Origin of the sequence: Holdemanella porci, assembly GCF_009696075.1 — a bacterium.
Lineage (GTDB): Bacteria > Bacillota_I > Bacilli_A > Erysipelotrichales > Erysipelotrichaceae > Holdemanella > Holdemanella porci.
The window spans coordinates 39,516-59,424 of the sequence record NZ_VUMR01000004.1 but is presented as its reverse complement, the minus strand read 5'-3'; the positions used below and the strand labels follow the sequence as shown (position 1 = coordinate 59,424).

Genomic DNA, 19,909 nt, shown 5'->3' with positions numbered 1-19,909 from the left:
CTCCTACTACTTACTTACTGCAATGATATCTTCATCTTTGATGACAATGAATTCTTCATCATCAATCTTCATTGTAGTTCCTGAATATTCTTTATATAAAACTTTATCTCCACAAGAATATCCAGCATCTTTAACATCTGCACCAATACTTGCGACAACTGCAAGCTTTGACTTTTCTTTTCCACTTGTCAAAATGATTCCACTTGCCGTAGTTTTCTCTTCTTTCTCTTTCTTTAATAAAACATAATCATGTAAAGGTTGTAACATAATTCATCCTCCTTTTAGCACTTAGCTATTCTAACTGCTAAATACTATTATACTCATTTTTAGCACTGATGCAACAACTTTGCTAAAATTTAATAAAAGAAAATGGCGAGGATTACTCGCCATATACATGAATTCTATTAATTGCTCTTTCCAATGATAACTGAGCTCTTTTTAGATTTGTATTTGAATCTTTTTTCTCTAAACGCTCTTTAGCACGTTCCATTGATTTTTTTGCACGCTCAAGATCGATATCTTTTTTTCCTTCAATCGCATCAGCTAGAATCATGCCTTCATTTTTGTTGAATTGTAAAAAGCCACCAGAAATCGCAAAGATTTCTTCTTCATCATTTTCGTTTTTCAAAACAAGCTTACAAGGTACCAAAGATGCAAAGATAGGCATGTGATTTGGTAAAATTGTTGTTTCTCCAACCACCGTCTTTACATGGATACTTTTGACTTCCTGCTTTAAATATTCGCCTTTTGGTGTTACTACTTTAAAAGCAATCATGACTATTCACCAGCCATTTTTTTAGCTTTTTCCTGTGCTTCTTCAATTGTTCCAACAAACATGAATGCTTGTTCTGGAAGATCATCAAATTCACCTGCTAATAAGCGTTCGAAACTGCGAATTGTATCTTCCAAAGGTACATATTTTCCAGGAATACCAGAGAATACTTCAGCAACATTAAATGGTTGAGACAAGAAGTTACGAACACGACGTGCACGGTTAACAACTTTCTTATCTTCTTCACTTAATTCATCCATACCTAAGATGGCAATGATATCCTGTAAATCTTTATATCTCTGTAGAATATTTTGAACTCCACGCGCTACTTTATAGTGCTTTTCACCGACTACAAGTGGATCCAAAATACGTGAACTTGATTCAAGTGGATCTACGGCAGGATAAATACCTAATGCCGCAATGTCACGGTCTAATACCGTTTTTGCATCCAAGTGAGAGAACGTTGTTGCTGGAGCTGGGTCAGTCAAATCATCCGCAGGCACATAAATAGCCTGTACAGAAGTGATAGAGCCATCTTTTGTTGATGTGATTCTTTCTTGCAACTGTCCCATTTCTGTAGCTAATGTAGGCTGATATCCTACAGCACTAGGAACACGTCCTAATAAGGCACTAACTTCAGATCCTGCCTGTGTAAAACGGAAGATATTATCAATAAACAATAATACGTCCTGGTGTTCTACATCACGGAAATATTCTGCCATTGTTAGACCAGTTAATCCAACACGCATTCTGGCTCCTGGACTTTCATTCATCTGTCCATAAACCAATACTGTTTTATCTAATACGCCGCTGTCTTTCATCTCGTGATACATATCGTTTCCTTCACGAGTTCTTTCTCCAACGCCTACTACAACGGATTTACCACCATGTTCTTTGGCAATATTATGGATCAACTCTTGAATCAATACGGTTTTACCTACTCCGGCACCACCGAACAATCCAATCTTACCACCCTTTGCATAAGGACATAGTAAGTCAATAACTTTAATACCTGTTTCCAATGGCTCGCTTGTTGTACTTTGTTCATCAAATGCTGGTGCCTTTCTATGAATTGGCATAGTTTGAGCATCTACATCACCTAAACCATCAATTGGTTTACCCAAAACATTAAACATACGACCCAATACATTTTCTCCGACAGGAGCCTGAATTGGTTTTTTAGTATCAATGGCATCCATACCACGAACCAAACCATCTGTACTTCCCATCGCAATACAACGTACTCTATCAGCACCGATATCTTGTTCGACTTCTACAATTAGATTTTCTTCATTTGGGCGTTCAATTTCAATTGCCGTTAATAAATCTGGTAAATTATTTTGTGAAAATTGAATATCCACAACCGGACCAATGATCTCAACGACTTTTCCAATATTTTGACTCATGTTTACCCTCCTTTATGAAAGTGCATTTGCACCACCGACAATTTCAGTGATTTCTTGCGTGATAGCTCCTTGACGTACACGGTTATATGCAAGTTCAAGATTATCCTGCAATTCTTCTGCATTGTCAGTTGCACTCTCCATTGCCATTCTTCGAGAAGCCTGTTCACTTGTTTTACTCTCTAGATAACGAGAATAAAGGATTGATTTTGTCACCATAGGAATCATGTTTTGTAACATGGTTTCCTTATCTGGTTCAAAAATCATATCCGCATGCATACCTGACTTCTTTTCTTCCTGAGGCTTAGAAACAGGTAAAACCGTTTCTAAAGTAGGAACAAATGTCAATGTGTTCTTATAGTGCGTATATAAAATTTGAATTTTTGAAATTTCTTTCTTTTCAAACAAGTCTAATGCATCCTGCATACATTTCGATAAAGCATCATATACATCATCCTCGTCAAGATCACTTAATACATTTTTAACGTTGTAGTTTCTTTTTGAAATCCATGCAGAACCACGAATCCCTATCATAACTACATGATCCTTTTCAGAAAACTCATCTTGTATCATACGATACACGTTTGCGTTGTAGCCACCACAAAGTCCCATATCACTTGTGATCACAAAGATAAAGCTTGGCTTTCCTTGATTCTCATTTAAATACATAGAATCATCTCCAGCACTACGAAGTACCATTGTGAACAGTTCTTGAAGACCTTGTGCATAACTACGGTTTTCTTCCATAATTTGTCTTTGTCTAGTTAATTTACTTGAAGCAATCAGCTGCATTGCTTTTGTAATTTTTTTAGTGGAACTAACGGAACTGATTCGGGCCTGAATAGCCTGTCTACTCTGTGCCATGTTGCGCACCCTTTTCTAGTGCATATTGTTTTGCGTATGCATCCAAAGACTTCTTAATATCCGCGTCTAATTCATCGTCAATTGCCTTTTTCATTTCAATCTGATCTAAAACATAAGGATATTCACGATGTACATACTCCAACATTCCTTGTTCAAATTCACCAACTTGGTCCACTTCAACAGGTTTTAAATATCCATTTTTTGCAGCATACAAAGATAATACTTGTTCAGGCACTGTTAATGGTGAATATTGTTTTTGAATCAATAATTGAGTTAATCTTGCACCATGATCCAATACATCTTTTGTACTCGTATCCAAATCTGAACCAAACTTCGCAAAAGATTCCATTTCACGATATTGAGCTAGTTCAAGCTTTAATGAACCAGAAACCTGTTTCATAGCTTTTGTCTGTGCAGCACTACCTACACGACTTACACTTAAACCACTATCTACACTTGGACGAACGCCTTCATTAAACATATCTGTTTTCAAGAAAATCTGTCCATCCGTAATTGAAATTACGTTTGTAGGAATATAGGCAGAGATATCTCCGGCTTGTGTTTCAATAATTGGTAAAGCTGTTAAAGATCCACCACCATAATTCTCATTTAAACGTGCAGCACGCTCTAATAAACGTGAATGTAAGTAGAATACATCTCCAGGATACGCTTCACGTCCAGGAGGACGACGAAGAAGTAAAGACAGTGTACGGTAAGCTACGGCATGTTTTGATAAGTCATCATAAACAATTAATACGTCTTCTCCGTTTTCCATCCATTCTTCACCCATTGCACAACCTGCATAAGGTGCAATATATTGTAATGGCGCTGCTTCAGATGCAGTAGCCGCTACAATCGTAGTATATTCCATAGCTCCGTGTTGTTTTAATTTTTCAACGATTTGAGCTACAGTACTTGCCTTTTGACCAATCGCTACATAAATACATTTTACATTTTGACCTTTTTGATTCAAAATCGTATCGATTGCGATTGCTGTTTTACCAGTCTGACGGTCACCAATGATCAACTCACGTTGTCCACGACCAATTGGAATCATAGAGTCAATAATTTTTAAACCCGTTTGCAATGGAACCGATACACTCTTTCTTGTCATTACACCTGGGGCCACACGTTCTACTGGACGTGTTCTATCTGTTTTGATTTCACCTAAACCATCAATCGGTTGTCCTAATGCATTGACAACACGACCCATCAAACTATCACCAACTGGAACTTCAATGATGTGACCTGTACGTTTTACGACGTCTCCTTCTTTGATATCGGAATTATCACCTAGTAATACGACACCTACTTGTTCGTCTTCTAAGTTCATGACCATACCATATACATCGTGAGGGAATAACAACAATTCACTCATCATGGCATTTTTCAATCCATATACCGTTGCGATACCATCACCTACTGTTAGGATAGTACCACTTTCATTCATTTCAAGATCCTGGTCGATACTTTGAATTTGAGCTTTGATTAATTTTGAAATCTCTGCTGGATTTAAACTCATCATATCACCTGCTTATCTATTAATTGCTTCCTTCATTGCGTCAATCTTCGCAATGACCGTATTATCCATCACTAAATCATTTGCCTGTACTTTAATACCTGCAATCAAAGCTGGATCCACTTGCACTTCAAGTTCAAGTGTCTTATTCATTTTATTCTCTAACATCTCTTTCAATCTTGATAATTGATCTTCATCTATTTTTGATGCACTCGTTACTTTAACGATTTCAATTCTATGTTTCTTTCGATAACACTCTTCATACGCATCACTGATTTTATCAAGATGAGAAAGTTCATTATGCTCATTTAGCACAAGCAAGAAACGAAATACAGTTGCATCTAATTCAGATTCGAAAGCTGTTTGGATGATTTCCTTTTTCTTTACTCGAGGAATACTTGGATGTGCTAGAATCTTGCTTAATTCTGGTACTGAAGTAATCACTTGCGCTACTTGCTTTAGCTCCGACATCCAAGCCATTTCTTGCTTTGAATCTTGTGCTAATTCAAATAGAGCCTGGGCATAAGGCGTGTAATCTACCATTGTTTATCGCCTGCCTGTTCAATAAAATCTTCCACAAACTGCTTCTGTGTTTCTTCATCCATTTCTTTTTTAATCAACTGACTAGCTGCGCTTAATGCGACATCGCTAATTGCTTTTTTCATTTCTTTTTGAGCGTCACGCTTCTGACGTTCGATATCTTCATTTGCGTTTTTCTTAATACGCAAAGCTTCGTCATTTGCTTCTTTTATAATCTGCTGTTTTTCTTGATCCGCATGTGCTCTAGCTGAAACGAGAATGGTATGAGCTTCTTGCGACACATTACGCAATTTTTCATCATACTGTTCTTTAACATCTTCAGCCTGCTTTTTAATAGCTACTGAAGAATCGATATTTTCTTGAATTAAATCTTGTCGTTTTTGAATTAATGTTAGTAATTTTTCCCAAAAGAATTTTTTGGCAAACATTACAATCAAAAAAGTAGAAATACAAACTAAAACAACATCGGTCAATGAAATTCGCAAATAATTGTCAATATTAAAGTCAATCATTACCGATTCTCCTAATCATTAACCTTTGATGAAAATCAATAAAATCGCAATGATCAAAGCATAGATACCTGTTGTTTCGGCTAAGGCGATACCTAATACCATGATAGATTGAATTTTACTTGCTGCATCTGGGTTACGACCAACGCTTTCTGCACCTTTACTAGCTGCAATACCCTGACCAATACCAGGACCTAAACCAGCAATCATCGCAATACCTGCACCTAAGCAAGCCATACCACGTACGAAAAATTCATTAAACATTTTATTTTCCTCCTATTTATTAATCTTCTTGAATCGCCACTTGCTGTCCTAAGAAGAACGAGCTTAGTGTAAAGAAGATATATGTCTGAATTACACCTGAGAATATATCAAAATACATATGTAAAAATGGCGTTACTAATAATCCTAACAATCCTATTGGCATCAACATTTTAATCAATGTATACACCAACATAGAAATGATATATCCTGCCAAAATATTACCAAATAAACGCATTGTTAATGAGATAGGCAACGCCAACTCTCCTATGACATTCAATGGTGTCAACAAGAACATCGGCTCTGTCAACTCTTTCATTCGTGCTAATAATCCACCTTTTTTAATACCATTACCTTGGATCATCAACCACATTGTGACAGCCAATGTCGCATTAAAACTTACATTGCTCGTTGGATTTTGAAGCCCAATCAAACCAATCAAGTTACTTACAATCATCATCACAATCAAAGTGCCAAACATAGGAATATATTTCTTTGTCGTTTCCCTTAAGTTATCTTTAATTACGTAAAGCACTAAGTTGTAGATCTCCTCACAAATATACACAATCCCTTTACTAGCTTTTGAAGGATCTTGTTTTTCAATTTTCTTCCCCGCAAAGTAGAAGAAAAACGCAAAGAAAGCACAAATTCCAAGCCATACAAGAATAGATTGTTGAATCTGTAAAGAGAACTTTCCAATGTGAATGATAATTGCACTTACATCACTCATGGAAATCCTCCTTTTCTTTTAGTGCATATAAAAGAATGGCTCCTTTATTGCACATAAGCCCAACAAAAACTGCCAAAATTGGCAACTCCATTAATTGACAAATAACTAAAACTAGACCATACATAAGATATCGTTTCATATATTCTTGTATACCTGTCTTTTTTCCAGCTATTTCATCTGTTGGAATATTTAAAGCCATTTGAACAATCTTACGATACCCCACTAAACCTGTAAGGCAACCTATCCAAACCGCTATAAATACTTGAATCATTTGAGAATGAAAAATCACTGCACAAACCAAAGAGCAAAATAAACTAAATATCAAAGTATACTTTACTATTTTTTTATTCATTTGCTGCATTGCTTTACCTCGATTTTTTTATTAATAAAATAATACTTCCAATAATGCTGTACATTAAACCTATAATCACAAATAAAGGCGTAGTATGTAACCAGCCATCAATATTATAACCAATAAGTCCAAATATGAGCATGCTTGTGCATAGCATTCCCGAAAAAGCATAAGGTTTCATCAATTACTTCGTACCGAAAATACGATCTCCAGCATCTCCTAAACCAGGAACAATATATCCATGTTCATTTAAATGGTCATCTAATGAAGCTAAGTAAACATCTACATCTGGATGTGCTTTTTCAACTGCTTTAACACCTTCAGGTGCACCAACCAAACAAACCAACTTCACATTTGTAGCTCCTTGCTTCTTAACCATATCGATTGCTGCTACACTTGAACCACCAGTTGCGAGCATTGGATCCACAACAATTGTGATTGCTTCTTCTAAGTTCTTTGGATATTTTTCAAAATAAGTATGTGGCTCTAGCGTTTCTTCATCACGATACATACCAACATGTGCAATCTTTGCGGTTGGAATCAAATCCTGAATTCCATTTACCATACCTAGTCCAGCACGTAAAATTGGCACAATCACGACTTTTTTAGCCAATTCATAACCTGTGTACTGACAAATTGGTGTTTCGATTTCAATTGGTTTCAAAGGCAAATCACGAGTGATTTCATAAACCATTAATCCTCCAATTTCATCTAAGTTTTGACGAAAATCTTTCGTTCCCGTTTCTTTTTTTCGCATAACTGTTAATTTATGCTTAATCAACGGATGATCAATAACTTTTAACATTTAAATTACCTACCTTTATAGCCATAATTATACCATCCTTGTCCATAATAGAAAACACTGAAAGAAATGGAATACTCCAAAACTTCCAGTGTTATATTATATGAATATTCTGCTTTTTATCATTAAACAATTCTAATCAATTGTCAAAATTTCAAATTGCTTTGCCGCTCTTACATCAATTCCAGAAGGATGTAAGTCCTTTCGTAATAGTACATTCGAAAATGTATCCAATGCTAGATCTAGCGTATTCGCCTCTTCACTCAAATGCGCAAGAACAATATTTTTTGTCTTCGCATTGATCAAGGAAGTTAAATTTAAACTTGAATCTTCATTATTCAAATGCCCATTATCACTCAAAATACGCTGTTTTAAAAACATCGGACGATTGGTATGCATCAAACGATCCACATCGTGATTGCTTTCAAAGATATAATGGTCTGCATTCGCAATATACGGTTTGATTTGATTAGGTACATAACCTGAATCTGTTACATACACAAGTTTTTCTTTATCCGACTCTACCACAAAACCAATTGTATGTGGCGAATCATGAGACAAACCTAGAAATTGAATGCTCAAATCTTTGATAATCAACTTTTGATTCGGTACTACATCATGTTTATCTAACGCATCCTTTAAATCACAATAAGAATACACATCCAAATGCTTAAAATGTTTTAACTGCGAAACATGATCCGAATGAGCATGACTAATCAAGACACCATTTGTATCATCAACACAAGCTCCAACCTTTTTAAAGCTTTCCATCAAATACTTTTTTGTTGAACCACAATCAATCAACAATTGCGTATTTTCATGACGAATCAAACAACTGTTGCCTTTTGAGCCACTACACAACAAATCAATGCGCATAAATATCATCTCCAGAAGCTTCTAAATTTGTAAAACGAGATATATTCTTTTCAAAAGCCAATTGAATCTTACCAATGCCACCATTACGATGTTTTGCCAAAGATAAATCAACAACTTCTGTTTCTTCTTGCGATTCCTTATCTTTCTCATAATAATTACTACGATATAGAAACATTACGATATCGGCATCCTGCTCGATTGATCCAGACTCACGTAAATCGGACAATTGCGGTTCATGATCCGTTCTTTCTTCAACCTTACGAGAAAGCTGAGAAAGCGCAATAACTGGACATTCCATTTCTTTTGCCAAAATCTTTAAATTACGCGAAATATCACTAACCTCTTGTTGACGAGAATCTGCGCGTGTTCCCGTAATCAGCTGCAAGTAGTCAATTACAACTAAAGAAATAGAGCCATTTTCACTCTTTAATTTACGACACTTCGAGAAAATCTGAGATACCTTGATACTACTTGTGTCATCAATATAAATCTTTCTTTCACTCAAATGTGAACCTGCCTCATATAAACGAGACATTTCTTCATTTGTCAATTTACCGCTACGAAGCTTATCCGAATATACCTGAGATTCCGAACTCATTAAACGCTTCATCATCGAATCACTAGGCATTTCCAGTGAAAATATTGCAACAGCTCCTTCATTCCGTTTCGCAACTTGAGCTGCAAAATTTAAAGCCAAGGCACTCTTTCCCATGGCAGGACGGGCTGCAAGAATAATTAAATCGCCTCGCTGAAAACCATTCGTCATACGATCCAATAAGACATAACCCGTTTCAATTCCAGTTATACCTTTCATCGTACGAAGCTCTTTTAATTCATTAATGACACGAGTAACGATTTCTTCACTTGATTCAAATTCGCTTCCCCTACGATGTCTAGTTACATCCATAATTAAACGTTCCGCATCATCTAAAACTGTGTCAATATCTTCGCCAGATGAATAGCCTTCTTCACTAATTTTATCCGCAACATAAATCAACCTTCTTAGCTGTGCCTTGTTTTTGATCGTTTCAATATAAGATCTTGATGTTGCACTCGAAATAGCTGAGTCTGCCAAACGAATAATATAATCTGCTCCTTGACTAGACTCTAACTGATCTGTTTCCTGTAAACGATTGACCACCGTATTCATATCAATAGGCTGACCATTTTCATGAATTGTACAGATAGCTTGATAAATCTGCTGATGAGAAGGCAAATAAAATTCTTCTGCATGTAGATCGAGTTCCTGACAATCTTGAATGACTTTAGGATATACCATCAAAGAGCCAAGCACTGATTGTTCTAAGGAAACTGCGTTAGGCATTTCACGCGACATATTATGCCTTTTCACTTACATGAACAACAATTTCACCTATCACTTGTCCACGATATAAATCCACAGGAACACGAGTCACACCTAAAGATGCGATAGATTGTTCCAATTGAATTTTTCTTTTATCTACACGAATCCCTTTTTTAGATAAAGCTTCCACAATTTGTTTACTAGAAACAGAACCAAAAGTAGCTCCATTTTTACCTGTACTCAAAGTAAACTCTAAAGTAATACCCTTTAAAGTTTCGCTCAAAGCTTCTGCTTCTTTTTTTAACTCAGCCTCATGTTCAGCTCTTTCTTCCATTTGTTTATCTAAAACTTTGGCAGAACCCTTTGTATACGCAATCGCCGATTTATTCTTAAATAAGAAATTTCTTGCGTAGCCATCACTTACCTCAACTACATCATCTTTCTTTCCTAATTTACGAATATCTTTAAGCAATATTACCTTCATTTTTAAGTTCCTCCTCTATACAATTTAAGATCATATCCTTCATCTGTTGCACGGATACACCTTCTCTTTCGACAGCAGCCGCACTAAAGTGGCCACCACCATTTAATTTTTCCATAATTTTTTGAACATTATAAGACCCATCACTACGAGCACTTACCGCAACGGCATTCGGATTTGTCTTTACCTTTGCGATGGTAAAACTAGCAACACAGCCTTTAATCAATAATAAGGCTTGTGAAACCTGAGCCATCATCGTCTTATCTAATGTTTCATCATCAATCGCTGCAATCATAAAATGATTGTAGTAAGGTTTTGCCTGCTGAATCAATGCATTCTTCATAGAGAAATACAAATAGTCTTCACACAAAGCTTTTTCAGCACGACTTGTATTAGCCCCCCAATTTTGTAAGGCAGCTGCTGCTTCAAACGTACGGGCATCCGTATGCATTTTAAAACGATTTGTATCCACTAAAATACCCAAATACATAATCGTCGCTTCCATTTCATAAATAGGAATATGATTTGGAATATTTTGAAGCAATTCAACAATTAATTCACACGCTGAACTTGCACTGCTTTCAACATATGTCAACAAAGTATTCTTAACAAACGCATCACTACGTCTGTGATGATCAATCACAAGGATACGATTGCATTGATCCACAAATTCTTTGACACTTGATATTGCAGGAATACCATGATCAGCCATAATCAATAAATCTTTATTATAATCTATAGAATCCATCGCCTCATCTGGAGTAATCAAAGTATGTCTTTCTTGAATGACAGTAACAAATGAATTCATCATTTCTTGAAGCTGCTCATCTCTAGGAACATCCTTTAAAACAATAAATACTTCCTTGCCTAACGCATGTACCCAGCTAGATAAAGCTAGACATGCTCCCATACAGTCAAAATCACTCATAACATGCCCTGCAATATAGACACGATTCGATTCCATAATAGCTTCTTGAATAGATTGTGCCATAATGCGTACACGAACTTTAGAACGTGTTGAACTTGTTTCGGAGTTTCCACCCACAAATTGAACCGTTCCTCCACTTGAACGAATAGCCGCCTGGTCTCCACCACGACTTTGTGCGAGTTCAATCAATTCATTGACCATATCATCTAGTACCGTAAAATCATTTGATCCATACGCAAAAGCCATACTTAACGTAATTGAAACATCTAATTTATTTGCCTCATCCTTAATAAGTTGTAAAATAGTAAAATTCTGCTTCCGTACTTCCGTTAAGATTTCTTTATTCAAAATCACCAAAAAACGATCTGAACGTAAACGTCTAACAAACATCTTATTATCTTTAGCCCACGTTACTAAAGCAGCTCTTAAATGTGTATTGATTTGGGCCATGATTTCTTCATTTTCATAAGACTGATATTCCATATAGTTATCTAACTGCAATAACCCAATCACTATTTCATTGTCCAAATACTGCTGACGCATATTATAGTAATCTGTAATATCCTTCACATATAAAATTTGAGCATCTCTTTTTCTCGTGATTTCGTAAATTCGACCTTCCGATTTTCCAATAACCATATCCACATCGTCATCAAACAAAGTACGAATATTACTGATCCAGCTAGTTAATTTACTATTAGTCAACGTAATACCCTTCTCTTTAAAGAAAGGTGAAGCCCAAGTTACAATGTATTCTTCGTTATAAGTTAAGATACCCACATCCCCAAAATTCAAAGCATCTTTGGCATCTTTACCTAAAACTCTTGAAATATCTACTTCCGTCTTCATTCCATGTTCTTTTAAAGATTTCCAAAAGCCAAAGAAAGCACAGATAAAAACAATCCATACAATCAAAGCGGCAATCATATATATATACTCTTTCTTTAAAAACAAAAGGATTGATAGCATAAAGCCCAAAGCTAGACCTGTAATGCATAGACTACGCCACTTTTCAAACTGTTTCATATAGAAAACCTCTATTCTTTTCGTAACTGTAAAAGACAGTCCAACTCTCCCATAAACATCCACAATAAATTAAGTCCAGGCACAAACGCACCAAAAATAGAAAGAAATGACCATTTCTTCTTTTGGTATTTGACACATAAACTCATAAAATAAACAACTCCAAAATATAATAACAAGATACAATCCACAAAGAAAATAACTTGTGCTAAATCAACGATCCCCGTTGGACATTCTATCACATTTTGAACAAAAAAGAACGCAATCCACACCACAACAGAACCTATGCCTACCCATCTTGGGCTTTGTACCTTAGATAATGGTTGTGGCGGAATAATGTCCATATGCATACGTAAACACACCATTAATGCCACTAAATGAATACATAATGCCTGTAATAGACCTAGTAACCCTATCATCAAGTATGTAAATACTTTTAAGCTAATGAAAGGAATGTATTGTGAAATCAAGCGGAAATCTTCATAGAAATCAATGCCAAACAAAGTACTCCACAATAGAATAATGCATAAATTAGCTATAATAGAAAGAATAAAGCAAATAATAAAATTAGTCATATTCTTAGCATGTTTAAACACGCCCACCCCATATATAAATCCAATTAATAATGAGGTCCAACTATAAAACCAGGTTGTAAAGCCACCAAAAAACATCGTCATCAAACCCATGCATATGGTAACCAATGCACCCATTTTAACACCACTCATGGCTGTATAAATAAGTACAGGAAATGCAAAAATCCAAGAAGCACTGGATTCAATCATCAATGCACTCTGTTGATTTAAAAATAATAAAGCTCCATAAATAGCGCAAACCATCGCGCCTTTAGTGATTTGTTTCGTTTTTATCATACGACTATTATATAAAATTAAAAAAAAGACTTCAATATATGAAGTCTAATTAGTCAACCACGTAAGGTAACAAAGCCATTTGACGAGCACGTTTAATAGCTGTTGCTAGCATTCTTTGGTATTTTGCACGAGTTCCAGTCACACGTCTAGGAATGATTTTTCCGTTAGCGTTGATGAAACGTTTTAATAATTCTACGTCTTTGTAGTCGATTTCCTTAATTTTGTTCTTAGTGAAGTAACAAACTTTTTTACGACCCATACGTTGTTTTTTAAATGCCATAAGTAAGTCCTTCCTTTCTAGAATGGTAGATCATCACTAGCAATATCTAGTGAATCATCTGCATTGAATGTTGAATCAAATGCATTATTTGTATTCTGCACAGGATTTGAATATGGATTTTGATTATATCCATTCTGTACAGGAGCAGCATATGTATTTTGAGCAAAACCTTGATTCATTCCATAATCCTGGCTTGGAGCTGAATAACCTGATTGTGCATTTTTAGGTTCTAAGAATTGAACACTTTCTGCGACGACCTCTGTAATATATACCCTTTGTCCTTGTTGATTGTCATAAGAACGAGTTTGAATACGTCCTTCTAAACCAATCAATGAACCTTTGTGTAAATACTGTGTCATTAAATCAGCTGTTTTATTCCAAGCAACACAGTTAATAAAATCTGCATCTGGCTGTCCTTGTGTTGAAACACGACGACCAACTGCCATTGTGAATGAGCAAACACTTGTTCCACTTTGCGTTTTACGTAATTCAGGATCACGTGTCAAACGCCCAACCAATACTACTCGATTAATCATATTTATTTAACCTCGATTATTTTTCGCCTTCAGTTTTAACAACCATAACACGAATTACATTGTTGCTGATACGAGACAAACGTTGGAATTCGAAAACTCCTGCATTGTTTGCAGTTACATTGATAACTACATAGTGTCCCTTTTTCATGTGATCGATTTCGTAAGCGAATTCTTTCACACCCCAGTCATCTACTTTATCAATTGAACCACCGTTTTCAGTGATTGTTGCATGTAAACGATCTGAAACTGTTTTGAACGCTGCATCATCTAAAGATGCATTCACAATGTACATAATTTCATATTTTTTCATGTGTACACCTCCCTTTGGTCTTTTGGCTTCTTACGAAGCAGAGAACAGGCATAAACCTGCTTAGCTATTATAACAAAAAAAGACTTTGCTTGTAAACCACAAAGTCTAATATTTTTTTAATTGATATTGAGCATTATAGTAAAGCTCATTATATTTTGTTCCTTCAAACACTTCTAGAACATCATTTAAACCTGAAATCAACTTATAATCATGAATATTTGACAGTGGAATCCACTTTGATTCTTCATTTTCGATTCCATTAAACACATTTGTTTTATATAAAAAAACAATATGTCTGCAATTATCACTCGAGATAAATTGTTTTGTTCCACACAAACATAACTGTTCAACATTTAAACCAGTTTTTTCTTTCACATCACGCATTGCTGATTGTACAAATGATTCACCAAGTTCAATATGACCAGTTGGCAATGTGTATCCATTTGGATTTTTGCTATTTTGAACTAACACATTACCCTTTTCATCCTGAATCATAACCATATTTGTTAATTCGCAATATTCAGCTTGCTTATTCACATTTAATCGTCTTCTTTCAAGTGCTAATTTACCATCCGCTACAATATTACGAATTTCTGTAGAAATACGACGTTCTGGGAAAGCTTTTGAAATATGTTTTTTTGCTTCTAAAGAGAAATTGTCCAAACTGCTTTGAAATTCTTCTATACGTTCGGATAAATCAGGACGAGACAACATCCATTCTTGGAAAGCTTCTTGCGCTTCTTGAACACGCAATTGACTTTCGGCTTCGAAATCCTTTTTGAAAGCTTCCATTTGAACTTGCACTTTCTGGAATACTTGTTTGCGACGAAGTAAGGCAAGTACAGTAAATACACAGTCAATACCAAATCCAATTGTAAAAGCCGATAAAAAACTCATCAATGCCGTAAAAGGAATATCCATTACGATATCTTGAATTACAGGATGAATGATATAAACCACCACAATAGACATAATGCCAAATAAAGTGGAATTCAACAAACATACGCGCCCGTTAATATTCATAAATCTTTCCGAATAATCCCACCATCTTGTTTTAAATAAAATATCCATTACCCAACTTGTAATATATTCCAAAGCACTCGTAATAATGACACCCAAAACAAACACAAGTATAGGATAATCTTTCACAAACAATAAAGGATATAAAACCAGTAAAGCACCTACTCCATAGATTGGGCAATACGGACCATAAAAGAAGCCTCGGTTAATAAATTTCTTTGCGGGAATTCCACAATATAAATCTTCACAAACCCAACCTAAAAAGGCGTACAAAACAAAGTAAGCATAGGCATATACAAATTCCATCATATACTTGCCTTCATTTCTTCACTTAACTTGGCATTTGCCAACATCAATCGAATACGATTTTCCTGATTTACCTTTGATGCGCTAGGATCATAATCAATCGCAACAATATTCGCTTTCGGATATTCATCCTTAATCTTACGAACCATACCTTTGGCAACGATATGATTTGGCAGACAACCGAATGGCTGTACACTAATCACATTAGTGACGCCAGATTTAATAAGTGAAACAACTTCACCTGTTAAAAGCCAACCTTCACCCATTTTTACACCTGGATTAATAAATGCTTTTCCGTTACCAATGACTTCACTAAAATCGTCTGGTGCAATAAAAGTTCCATCTTTTTTTACTATATCTCTAAATGTTTTCTGCATACGCATAATCACATCTTTTACTATATTGTATATATAGTGATTTTTTTCGTGCATATGATAATATTCATAATCAATAATTGAATTTTCTACACAATATAGCGCAAAATCCATAACACCAGAAAGTACTGGTTCAAAGCCTTCTTCAATTAAATAATCTTCTAAGTGTTGATTCCCTAATGGAGAATATTTCATATAAATTTCCCCAACAATTCCAATACGAATCTTTATCTGAGTACGATCTTGTGGAATCGCCTTAAACATTTCCAACATCTTTTTATAAATACGCTTTGATTGTTTATAAGATCCATGTTCAAACATCGGAATCAATTCATCAATAAACTGATTTACCGCCTTATCTGTAGCTCCTTTTTCAAGTTCATAAGGCTTCACCTGATTGCTTAACCACATTAAAGCATCACCATATAAAGCTCCATTAAGAATGCGAAGAATCAAAGGCATTGTAAATTCAACGCTACTACCTTTTTCTAGACCATTCGCATTGGCAGATAAACAAGGAATGTGTTGCCATCCTTCCATAGCCAAAGCTTTTCTCAATAAAGAAAGATAATTACTTGCACGACATCCTCCTGCCGTTTGTGTAATAGCACAGGCTACATGATCCATATCATATTTTCCGCTTTTTAACGCATCAATCATCTGTCCAATAACCAACAACGCTGGATAACAAGTATCATTATGCACATGTGCTAAACCTTCTTCACGTACTTGCTCCCCTTCATTTGTCAAAACTTCTAATTTATATCCGCTTTTCGCAAAGACAGGTGTCAATAAGCGAAAGTGAATAGGAAGCATAGAAGGAACTAAAATCGTATAATCCTTCTTCATATCTGAATTAAATAATGTATATTCTAAACTCAATTTTATACTCCTTTCTTTTGGCCAATCGCCTCTTTCAACGAACGCAAACGAATTTTTGCCGCACCTAAATTATCAATTTCATCAATTTTGATTTGAGTATAAAATTTATTTCCATCCTTTAATATATCTCGAACCTCATCACTTGTAATGGCATCAATACCGCAGCCAAAACTTACAAGTTGAATTAAGTTCATATCTTTATTCTCAACTACATAATGTGCTGCTTGATAAAGTCTTGCATGATACGTCCATTGATTTAAAACATTCACTTTATGATTCTTTTGACGAGGGACACTTTCCTCACTAACAACCACAAAGCCAAGTTGTGTTAACAACTGATTCATTTGATGATTAATCAGTGGATCTAAATGATATGGGCGTCCACAAAGCACAATAATTGGATGGTTGTTTTCGCGTGCATACGCTACAGCTTTTTGATGTTCCTTTACTAATTGTTCATGGAATGCTTCATACTCATTTGTAGCTGCATTTTTCGCAATAATAATATCTTTTTCACTAAAATGAATACCCACCTTTTCAAAATGCATACGAATGGCCTTTGCAAAAGTCGCATCATGATCAAAATTAATGAATGGATATACAATTTTTGTCTTATCAAGATCCATATTGGCCGCAATCACTTCTGGATAGTAGGCAACCAATGGACAATTATAATGGTTATCCGATTGATGTTCATCTATATTATAGGTCATACATGGATAGAAAATTACATCCACACCTTTATCAATCAATTGTTGAATATGTCCGTGCACAACTTTAGCAGGAAAACATGCCGTATCACTAGGAATACTTTGTTGTCCTGAATGATACATTTCTTTAGTACTAGGTGTTGACCACACAATTTCGTAGCCTAAACTATCAAAGAAACGCGTCCAGAAAGGCAATAAATCATAGTTATTTAAAACTAAAGGCATACCAATTTTTTTATCATGTTTAAATTTTTTCTTTTGCGCATTCAACATGTCCGTTTTGATTTTGTATAAGTCTGGTAATTCTTCCTTTTTTATATCTAAATTGTGCGCCATTTTTTCACATTTGTTTCCTGCAACTAAGCGTGTTCCATCATTGAATGTATTAATTGTCAATGAACAATGGTTGTTGCAGCCTTGGCAAGCAACAGATTGTGATTCATGCGTAAATTTAACTAGTTGTTCATAATTCAAAATATTGCTTCTTGTTCGATGTAATTTTTTCGCATATAAAGCTGCTCCATAAGCACCCATTAAAGGTGCAATGCTTGGTCGAATGACTTCAAGTCTAAGTTCTTGTTCAAAACAACGAAGTACAGAATCATTTTGGAAAGTTCCACCTTGCACAACGATATGCTTTCCAAGATCGTCCTTATTTTTTGCACGAATAACTTTATATAACGCATTCTTTACAACAGATTTACAAAGTCCAGCCGAAATATCTTCAATACTTGCCCCATTCTTTTGGGCTTGTTTAACCCCTGAATTCATAAACACTGTACAACGAGTTCCTAAATCAACAGGGTGTTTCGATTTTAATCCAAGTGTCGCAAATTCTTTTGCATCATATCCCAACGATTTTGCGAACGTTTCAATAAATGAACCACATCCACTTGAACAAGCTTCATTCAATACAATATCATCAATGTGTCCATCACGAATTTTAAAACACTTAATATCCTGCCCACCAATATCTAGAATGTAGTCTACTTCTGGATTGAAAGATCGAGCAGCTGTATAGTGCGCCATTGTTTCAACGATTCCACCATCCAAATGGAAAGCATGACGCATTAATTCTTCGCCATAACCTGTCGCGTAGGATCCATAGATTTTAATATTTGGATTTGTTTCATAAATTTTCTTTAAATCCCCTAATACAACATCTAATGGATTTCCCTTATTTGATGTATAAGAATCATATAGAATTGCATCATTTTCATCGAGTAAAACGAGTTTTGTGGTCGTTGAACCCGAATCAATTCCTAAATAAGCTTTACCTGCATAATTTTTTAAATCTGCATACTTCGCATCATGTGATTTATGACGTTCAATAAATTTTTGATAGTCTTCTTCACTTTCAAACAAAGGTTTTGATTCAGTTAATTTAGCCGGTGCATGCACCAAATCTTCTAAAACCTTATACAATTCATCATATGTATATTCTTGATCTGCACAAATGGCAGTTCCTAAAGCCACAAAGTTAATGGCTGTGTCAGGACAATTCACTTGTACATCACTTAATTTTAAAGTTTCAACAAATCGATTTCTTAATCCACTCATAAAGTAAAGTGGTCCGCCTAAAAACAGAATGTTTCCTTCAATTTTTCTTCCCTGTGCTAGTGAAGTAATGGTTTGATCTACTACCGCCTGGAAAATACTGGCACATAAATCGCATTTATCCACACCCTGATTGATCAATGGCTGAATATCTGTTTTCGCAAACACACCACAGCGAGATGCGATGGGATATAAACGATGATAGTTTAAACTGGCTTCATTCATTTCTTCCAAAGACATATTTAATAAGGTGGCCATTTGATCAATAAAAGCTCCTGTACCCCCAGCACAAGTTGAATTCATTCTTTGTTCTACGCTTCCTTGAAAGAAAAGAATTTTCGCATCTTCTCCACCAAGTTCAATAGCACAATCTGTTTCCGGGTATAATTTACTAACTCCAGTCGCACTCGCAAATACTTCTTGAACAAAAGGCAATTCTCCTTGTTCGCTTAATCCTAAAGCCCCTGATCCGCTGATTGCGAATTTAAATGGTTCTTTTGTATATTTCTTTAATTCTACTAATTTATCTAAAGCTTTTTGACGCACTTGCGCCTTGTGCCTTTCATAACTTTTATAACAGATTTGGTTATTTTCATCTAAAACAACCGCTTTGATTGTTGTACTTCCAATGTCGAATCCTATACGATAACCCATAATCTCCTCCATTTTCTTTTATTATTAGTATTATTATACCCATTTTTC

Annotated in this window: 23 protein-coding genes; all 23 read right to left on the bottom strand. The window is 35.3% G+C overall.

All coding sequences use genetic code 11. The features are described 5' to 3' along the window. Positions 1-6: 6 nt before the first annotated feature. The 23 genes from FYJ55_RS01740 to FYJ55_RS01630 all read right to left on the bottom strand — a co-directional run bounded on the left by FYJ55_RS01740 (position 7) and on the right by FYJ55_RS01630 (position 19,861). The gene (locus tag FYJ55_RS01740; RefSeq protein WP_154555364.1) at positions 7-267 is read right to left on the bottom strand and encodes a GroES family chaperonin; all 261 of its coding nucleotides are present in this window, start codon (positions 265-267) and stop codon (positions 7-9) included. Between the two features lie 112 nt (positions 268-379). After that, positions 380-775, bottom strand: coding sequence for an ATP synthase F1 subunit epsilon (atpC, locus tag FYJ55_RS01735; RefSeq protein ID WP_154555363.1), 396 nt, complete (start codon positions 773-775; stop codon positions 380-382). A gap of 2 nt (positions 776-777) precedes the next feature. After that, a complete protein-coding gene (gene atpD / locus FYJ55_RS01730) occupies positions 778-2,178 on the bottom strand; it encodes a F0F1 ATP synthase subunit beta (RefSeq protein WP_117926255.1) in 1,401 nt (466 codons plus the stop codon). A 12-nt stretch (positions 2,179-2,190) separates the two neighbouring features. Further along, the gene (gene atpG, locus FYJ55_RS01725; protein WP_118114295.1) at positions 2,191-3,039 is read right to left on the bottom strand and encodes an ATP synthase F1 subunit gamma; all 849 of its coding nucleotides are present in this window, start codon (positions 3,037-3,039) and stop codon (positions 2,191-2,193) included. Beyond that, positions 3,026-4,561 carry a F0F1 ATP synthase subunit alpha gene (gene atpA / locus FYJ55_RS01720; RefSeq protein ID WP_154555362.1) on the bottom strand — a complete coding sequence of 512 codons (1,536 nt, stop codon included), beginning with the start codon at positions 4,559-4,561 and terminating at the stop codon, positions 3,026-3,028. The genes atpG and atpA overlap by 14 nt, the downstream gene beginning before the upstream one ends. Before the next feature lie 12 nt (positions 4,562-4,573). Continuing rightward, positions 4,574-5,101: an ATP synthase F1 subunit delta gene (gene atpH / locus FYJ55_RS01715; RefSeq protein ID WP_154555361.1), complete on the bottom strand. Its 528-nt coding sequence runs from the start codon at positions 5,099-5,101 to the stop codon at positions 4,574-4,576. Next, on the bottom strand, positions 5,095-5,610 hold the full coding sequence (gene atpF, locus FYJ55_RS01710; protein WP_118114297.1) for a F0F1 ATP synthase subunit B: 516 nt from the start codon (positions 5,608-5,610) through the stop codon (positions 5,095-5,097). The genes atpH and atpF overlap by 7 nt, the downstream gene beginning before the upstream one ends. 18 nt (positions 5,611-5,628) lie before the next feature. After that, on the bottom strand, positions 5,629-5,871 hold the full coding sequence (atpE, locus tag FYJ55_RS01705; protein ID WP_003864774.1) for an ATP synthase F0 subunit C: 243 nt from the start codon (positions 5,869-5,871) through the stop codon (positions 5,629-5,631). Between the two features lie 19 nt (positions 5,872-5,890). Then, complete coding sequence (gene atpB, locus FYJ55_RS01700) at positions 5,891-6,598, bottom strand: F0F1 ATP synthase subunit A (protein WP_154555360.1); 708 nt, start codon at positions 6,596-6,598, stop codon at positions 5,891-5,893. Then, the gene (locus FYJ55_RS01695) at positions 6,591-6,959 is read right to left on the bottom strand and encodes a hypothetical protein (protein WP_195836634.1); all 369 of its coding nucleotides are present in this window, start codon (positions 6,957-6,959) and stop codon (positions 6,591-6,593) included. The genes atpB and FYJ55_RS01695 overlap by 8 nt, the downstream gene beginning before the upstream one ends. A 4-nt stretch (positions 6,960-6,963) precedes the next feature. Continuing rightward, the gene (locus tag FYJ55_RS01690; protein ID WP_268234125.1) at positions 6,964-7,107 is read right to left on the bottom strand and encodes an AtpZ/AtpI family protein; all 144 of its coding nucleotides are present in this window, start codon (positions 7,105-7,107) and stop codon (positions 6,964-6,966) included. Between the two features lie 27 nt (positions 7,108-7,134). Beyond that, positions 7,135-7,755: a uracil phosphoribosyltransferase gene (gene upp / locus FYJ55_RS01685; protein ID WP_154555357.1), complete on the bottom strand. Its 621-nt coding sequence runs from the start codon at positions 7,753-7,755 to the stop codon at positions 7,135-7,137. 132 nt (positions 7,756-7,887) lie between these two features. After that, a complete protein-coding gene (locus tag FYJ55_RS01680) occupies positions 7,888-8,628 on the bottom strand; it encodes an MBL fold metallo-hydrolase (protein WP_154555356.1) in 741 nt (246 codons plus the stop codon). Then, entirely contained in the window at positions 8,618-9,964 is a 1,347-nt protein-coding gene (gene dnaB / locus FYJ55_RS01675; RefSeq protein WP_154555355.1) for a replicative DNA helicase, read from the bottom strand. The genes FYJ55_RS01680 and dnaB overlap by 11 nt, the downstream gene beginning before the upstream one ends. A 1-nt stretch (position 9,965) precedes the next feature. Further along, positions 9,966-10,415 (bottom strand): 50S ribosomal protein L9, encoded by a 450-nt coding sequence (rplI, locus tag FYJ55_RS01670; protein ID WP_154555354.1) that lies wholly within the window; start codon positions 10,413-10,415, stop codon positions 9,966-9,968. Next, the gene (locus FYJ55_RS01665; RefSeq protein ID WP_229771024.1) at positions 10,396-12,366 is read right to left on the bottom strand and encodes a GGDEF domain-containing protein; all 1,971 of its coding nucleotides are present in this window, start codon (positions 12,364-12,366) and stop codon (positions 10,396-10,398) included. The genes rplI and FYJ55_RS01665 overlap by 20 nt, the downstream gene beginning before the upstream one ends. Positions 12,367-12,377: 11 nt before the next feature. Then, positions 12,378-13,232: a YybS family protein gene (locus FYJ55_RS01660; RefSeq protein WP_154555353.1), complete on the bottom strand. Its 855-nt coding sequence runs from the start codon at positions 13,230-13,232 to the stop codon at positions 12,378-12,380. Between the two features lie 49 nt (positions 13,233-13,281). Further along, entirely contained in the window at positions 13,282-13,512 is a 231-nt protein-coding gene (rpsR, locus tag FYJ55_RS01655; protein WP_003864783.1) for a 30S ribosomal protein S18, read from the bottom strand. 17 nt (positions 13,513-13,529) lie between these two features. Then, complete coding sequence (ssb, locus tag FYJ55_RS01650; RefSeq protein WP_154555352.1) at positions 13,530-14,048, bottom strand: single-stranded DNA-binding protein; 519 nt, start codon at positions 14,046-14,048, stop codon at positions 13,530-13,532. Positions 14,049-14,064: 16 nt separating this feature from the next. Continuing rightward, positions 14,065-14,358 carry a 30S ribosomal protein S6 gene (gene rpsF / locus FYJ55_RS01645; RefSeq protein WP_117572080.1) on the bottom strand — a complete coding sequence of 98 codons (294 nt, stop codon included), beginning with the start codon at positions 14,356-14,358 and terminating at the stop codon, positions 14,065-14,067. 105 nt (positions 14,359-14,463) lie between these two features. Beyond that, positions 14,464-15,687: a putative ABC transporter permease gene (locus tag FYJ55_RS01640; RefSeq protein WP_154555351.1), complete on the bottom strand. Its 1,224-nt coding sequence runs from the start codon at positions 15,685-15,687 to the stop codon at positions 14,464-14,466. Continuing rightward, positions 15,684-16,940, bottom strand: a complete 1,257-nt coding sequence (locus FYJ55_RS11240) for a 2-hydroxyacyl-CoA dehydratase (RefSeq protein ID WP_268234124.1) — start codon at positions 16,938-16,940, stop codon at positions 15,684-15,686. Before FYJ55_RS11240 ends, FYJ55_RS01640 begins: the two co-directional genes overlap by 4 nt. Before the next feature lie 2 nt (positions 16,941-16,942). After that, complete coding sequence (locus tag FYJ55_RS01630; RefSeq protein ID WP_195836633.1) at positions 16,943-19,861, bottom strand: acyl-CoA dehydratase activase; 2,919 nt, start codon at positions 19,859-19,861, stop codon at positions 16,943-16,945. Positions 19,862-19,909 lie beyond the last annotated feature (48 nt).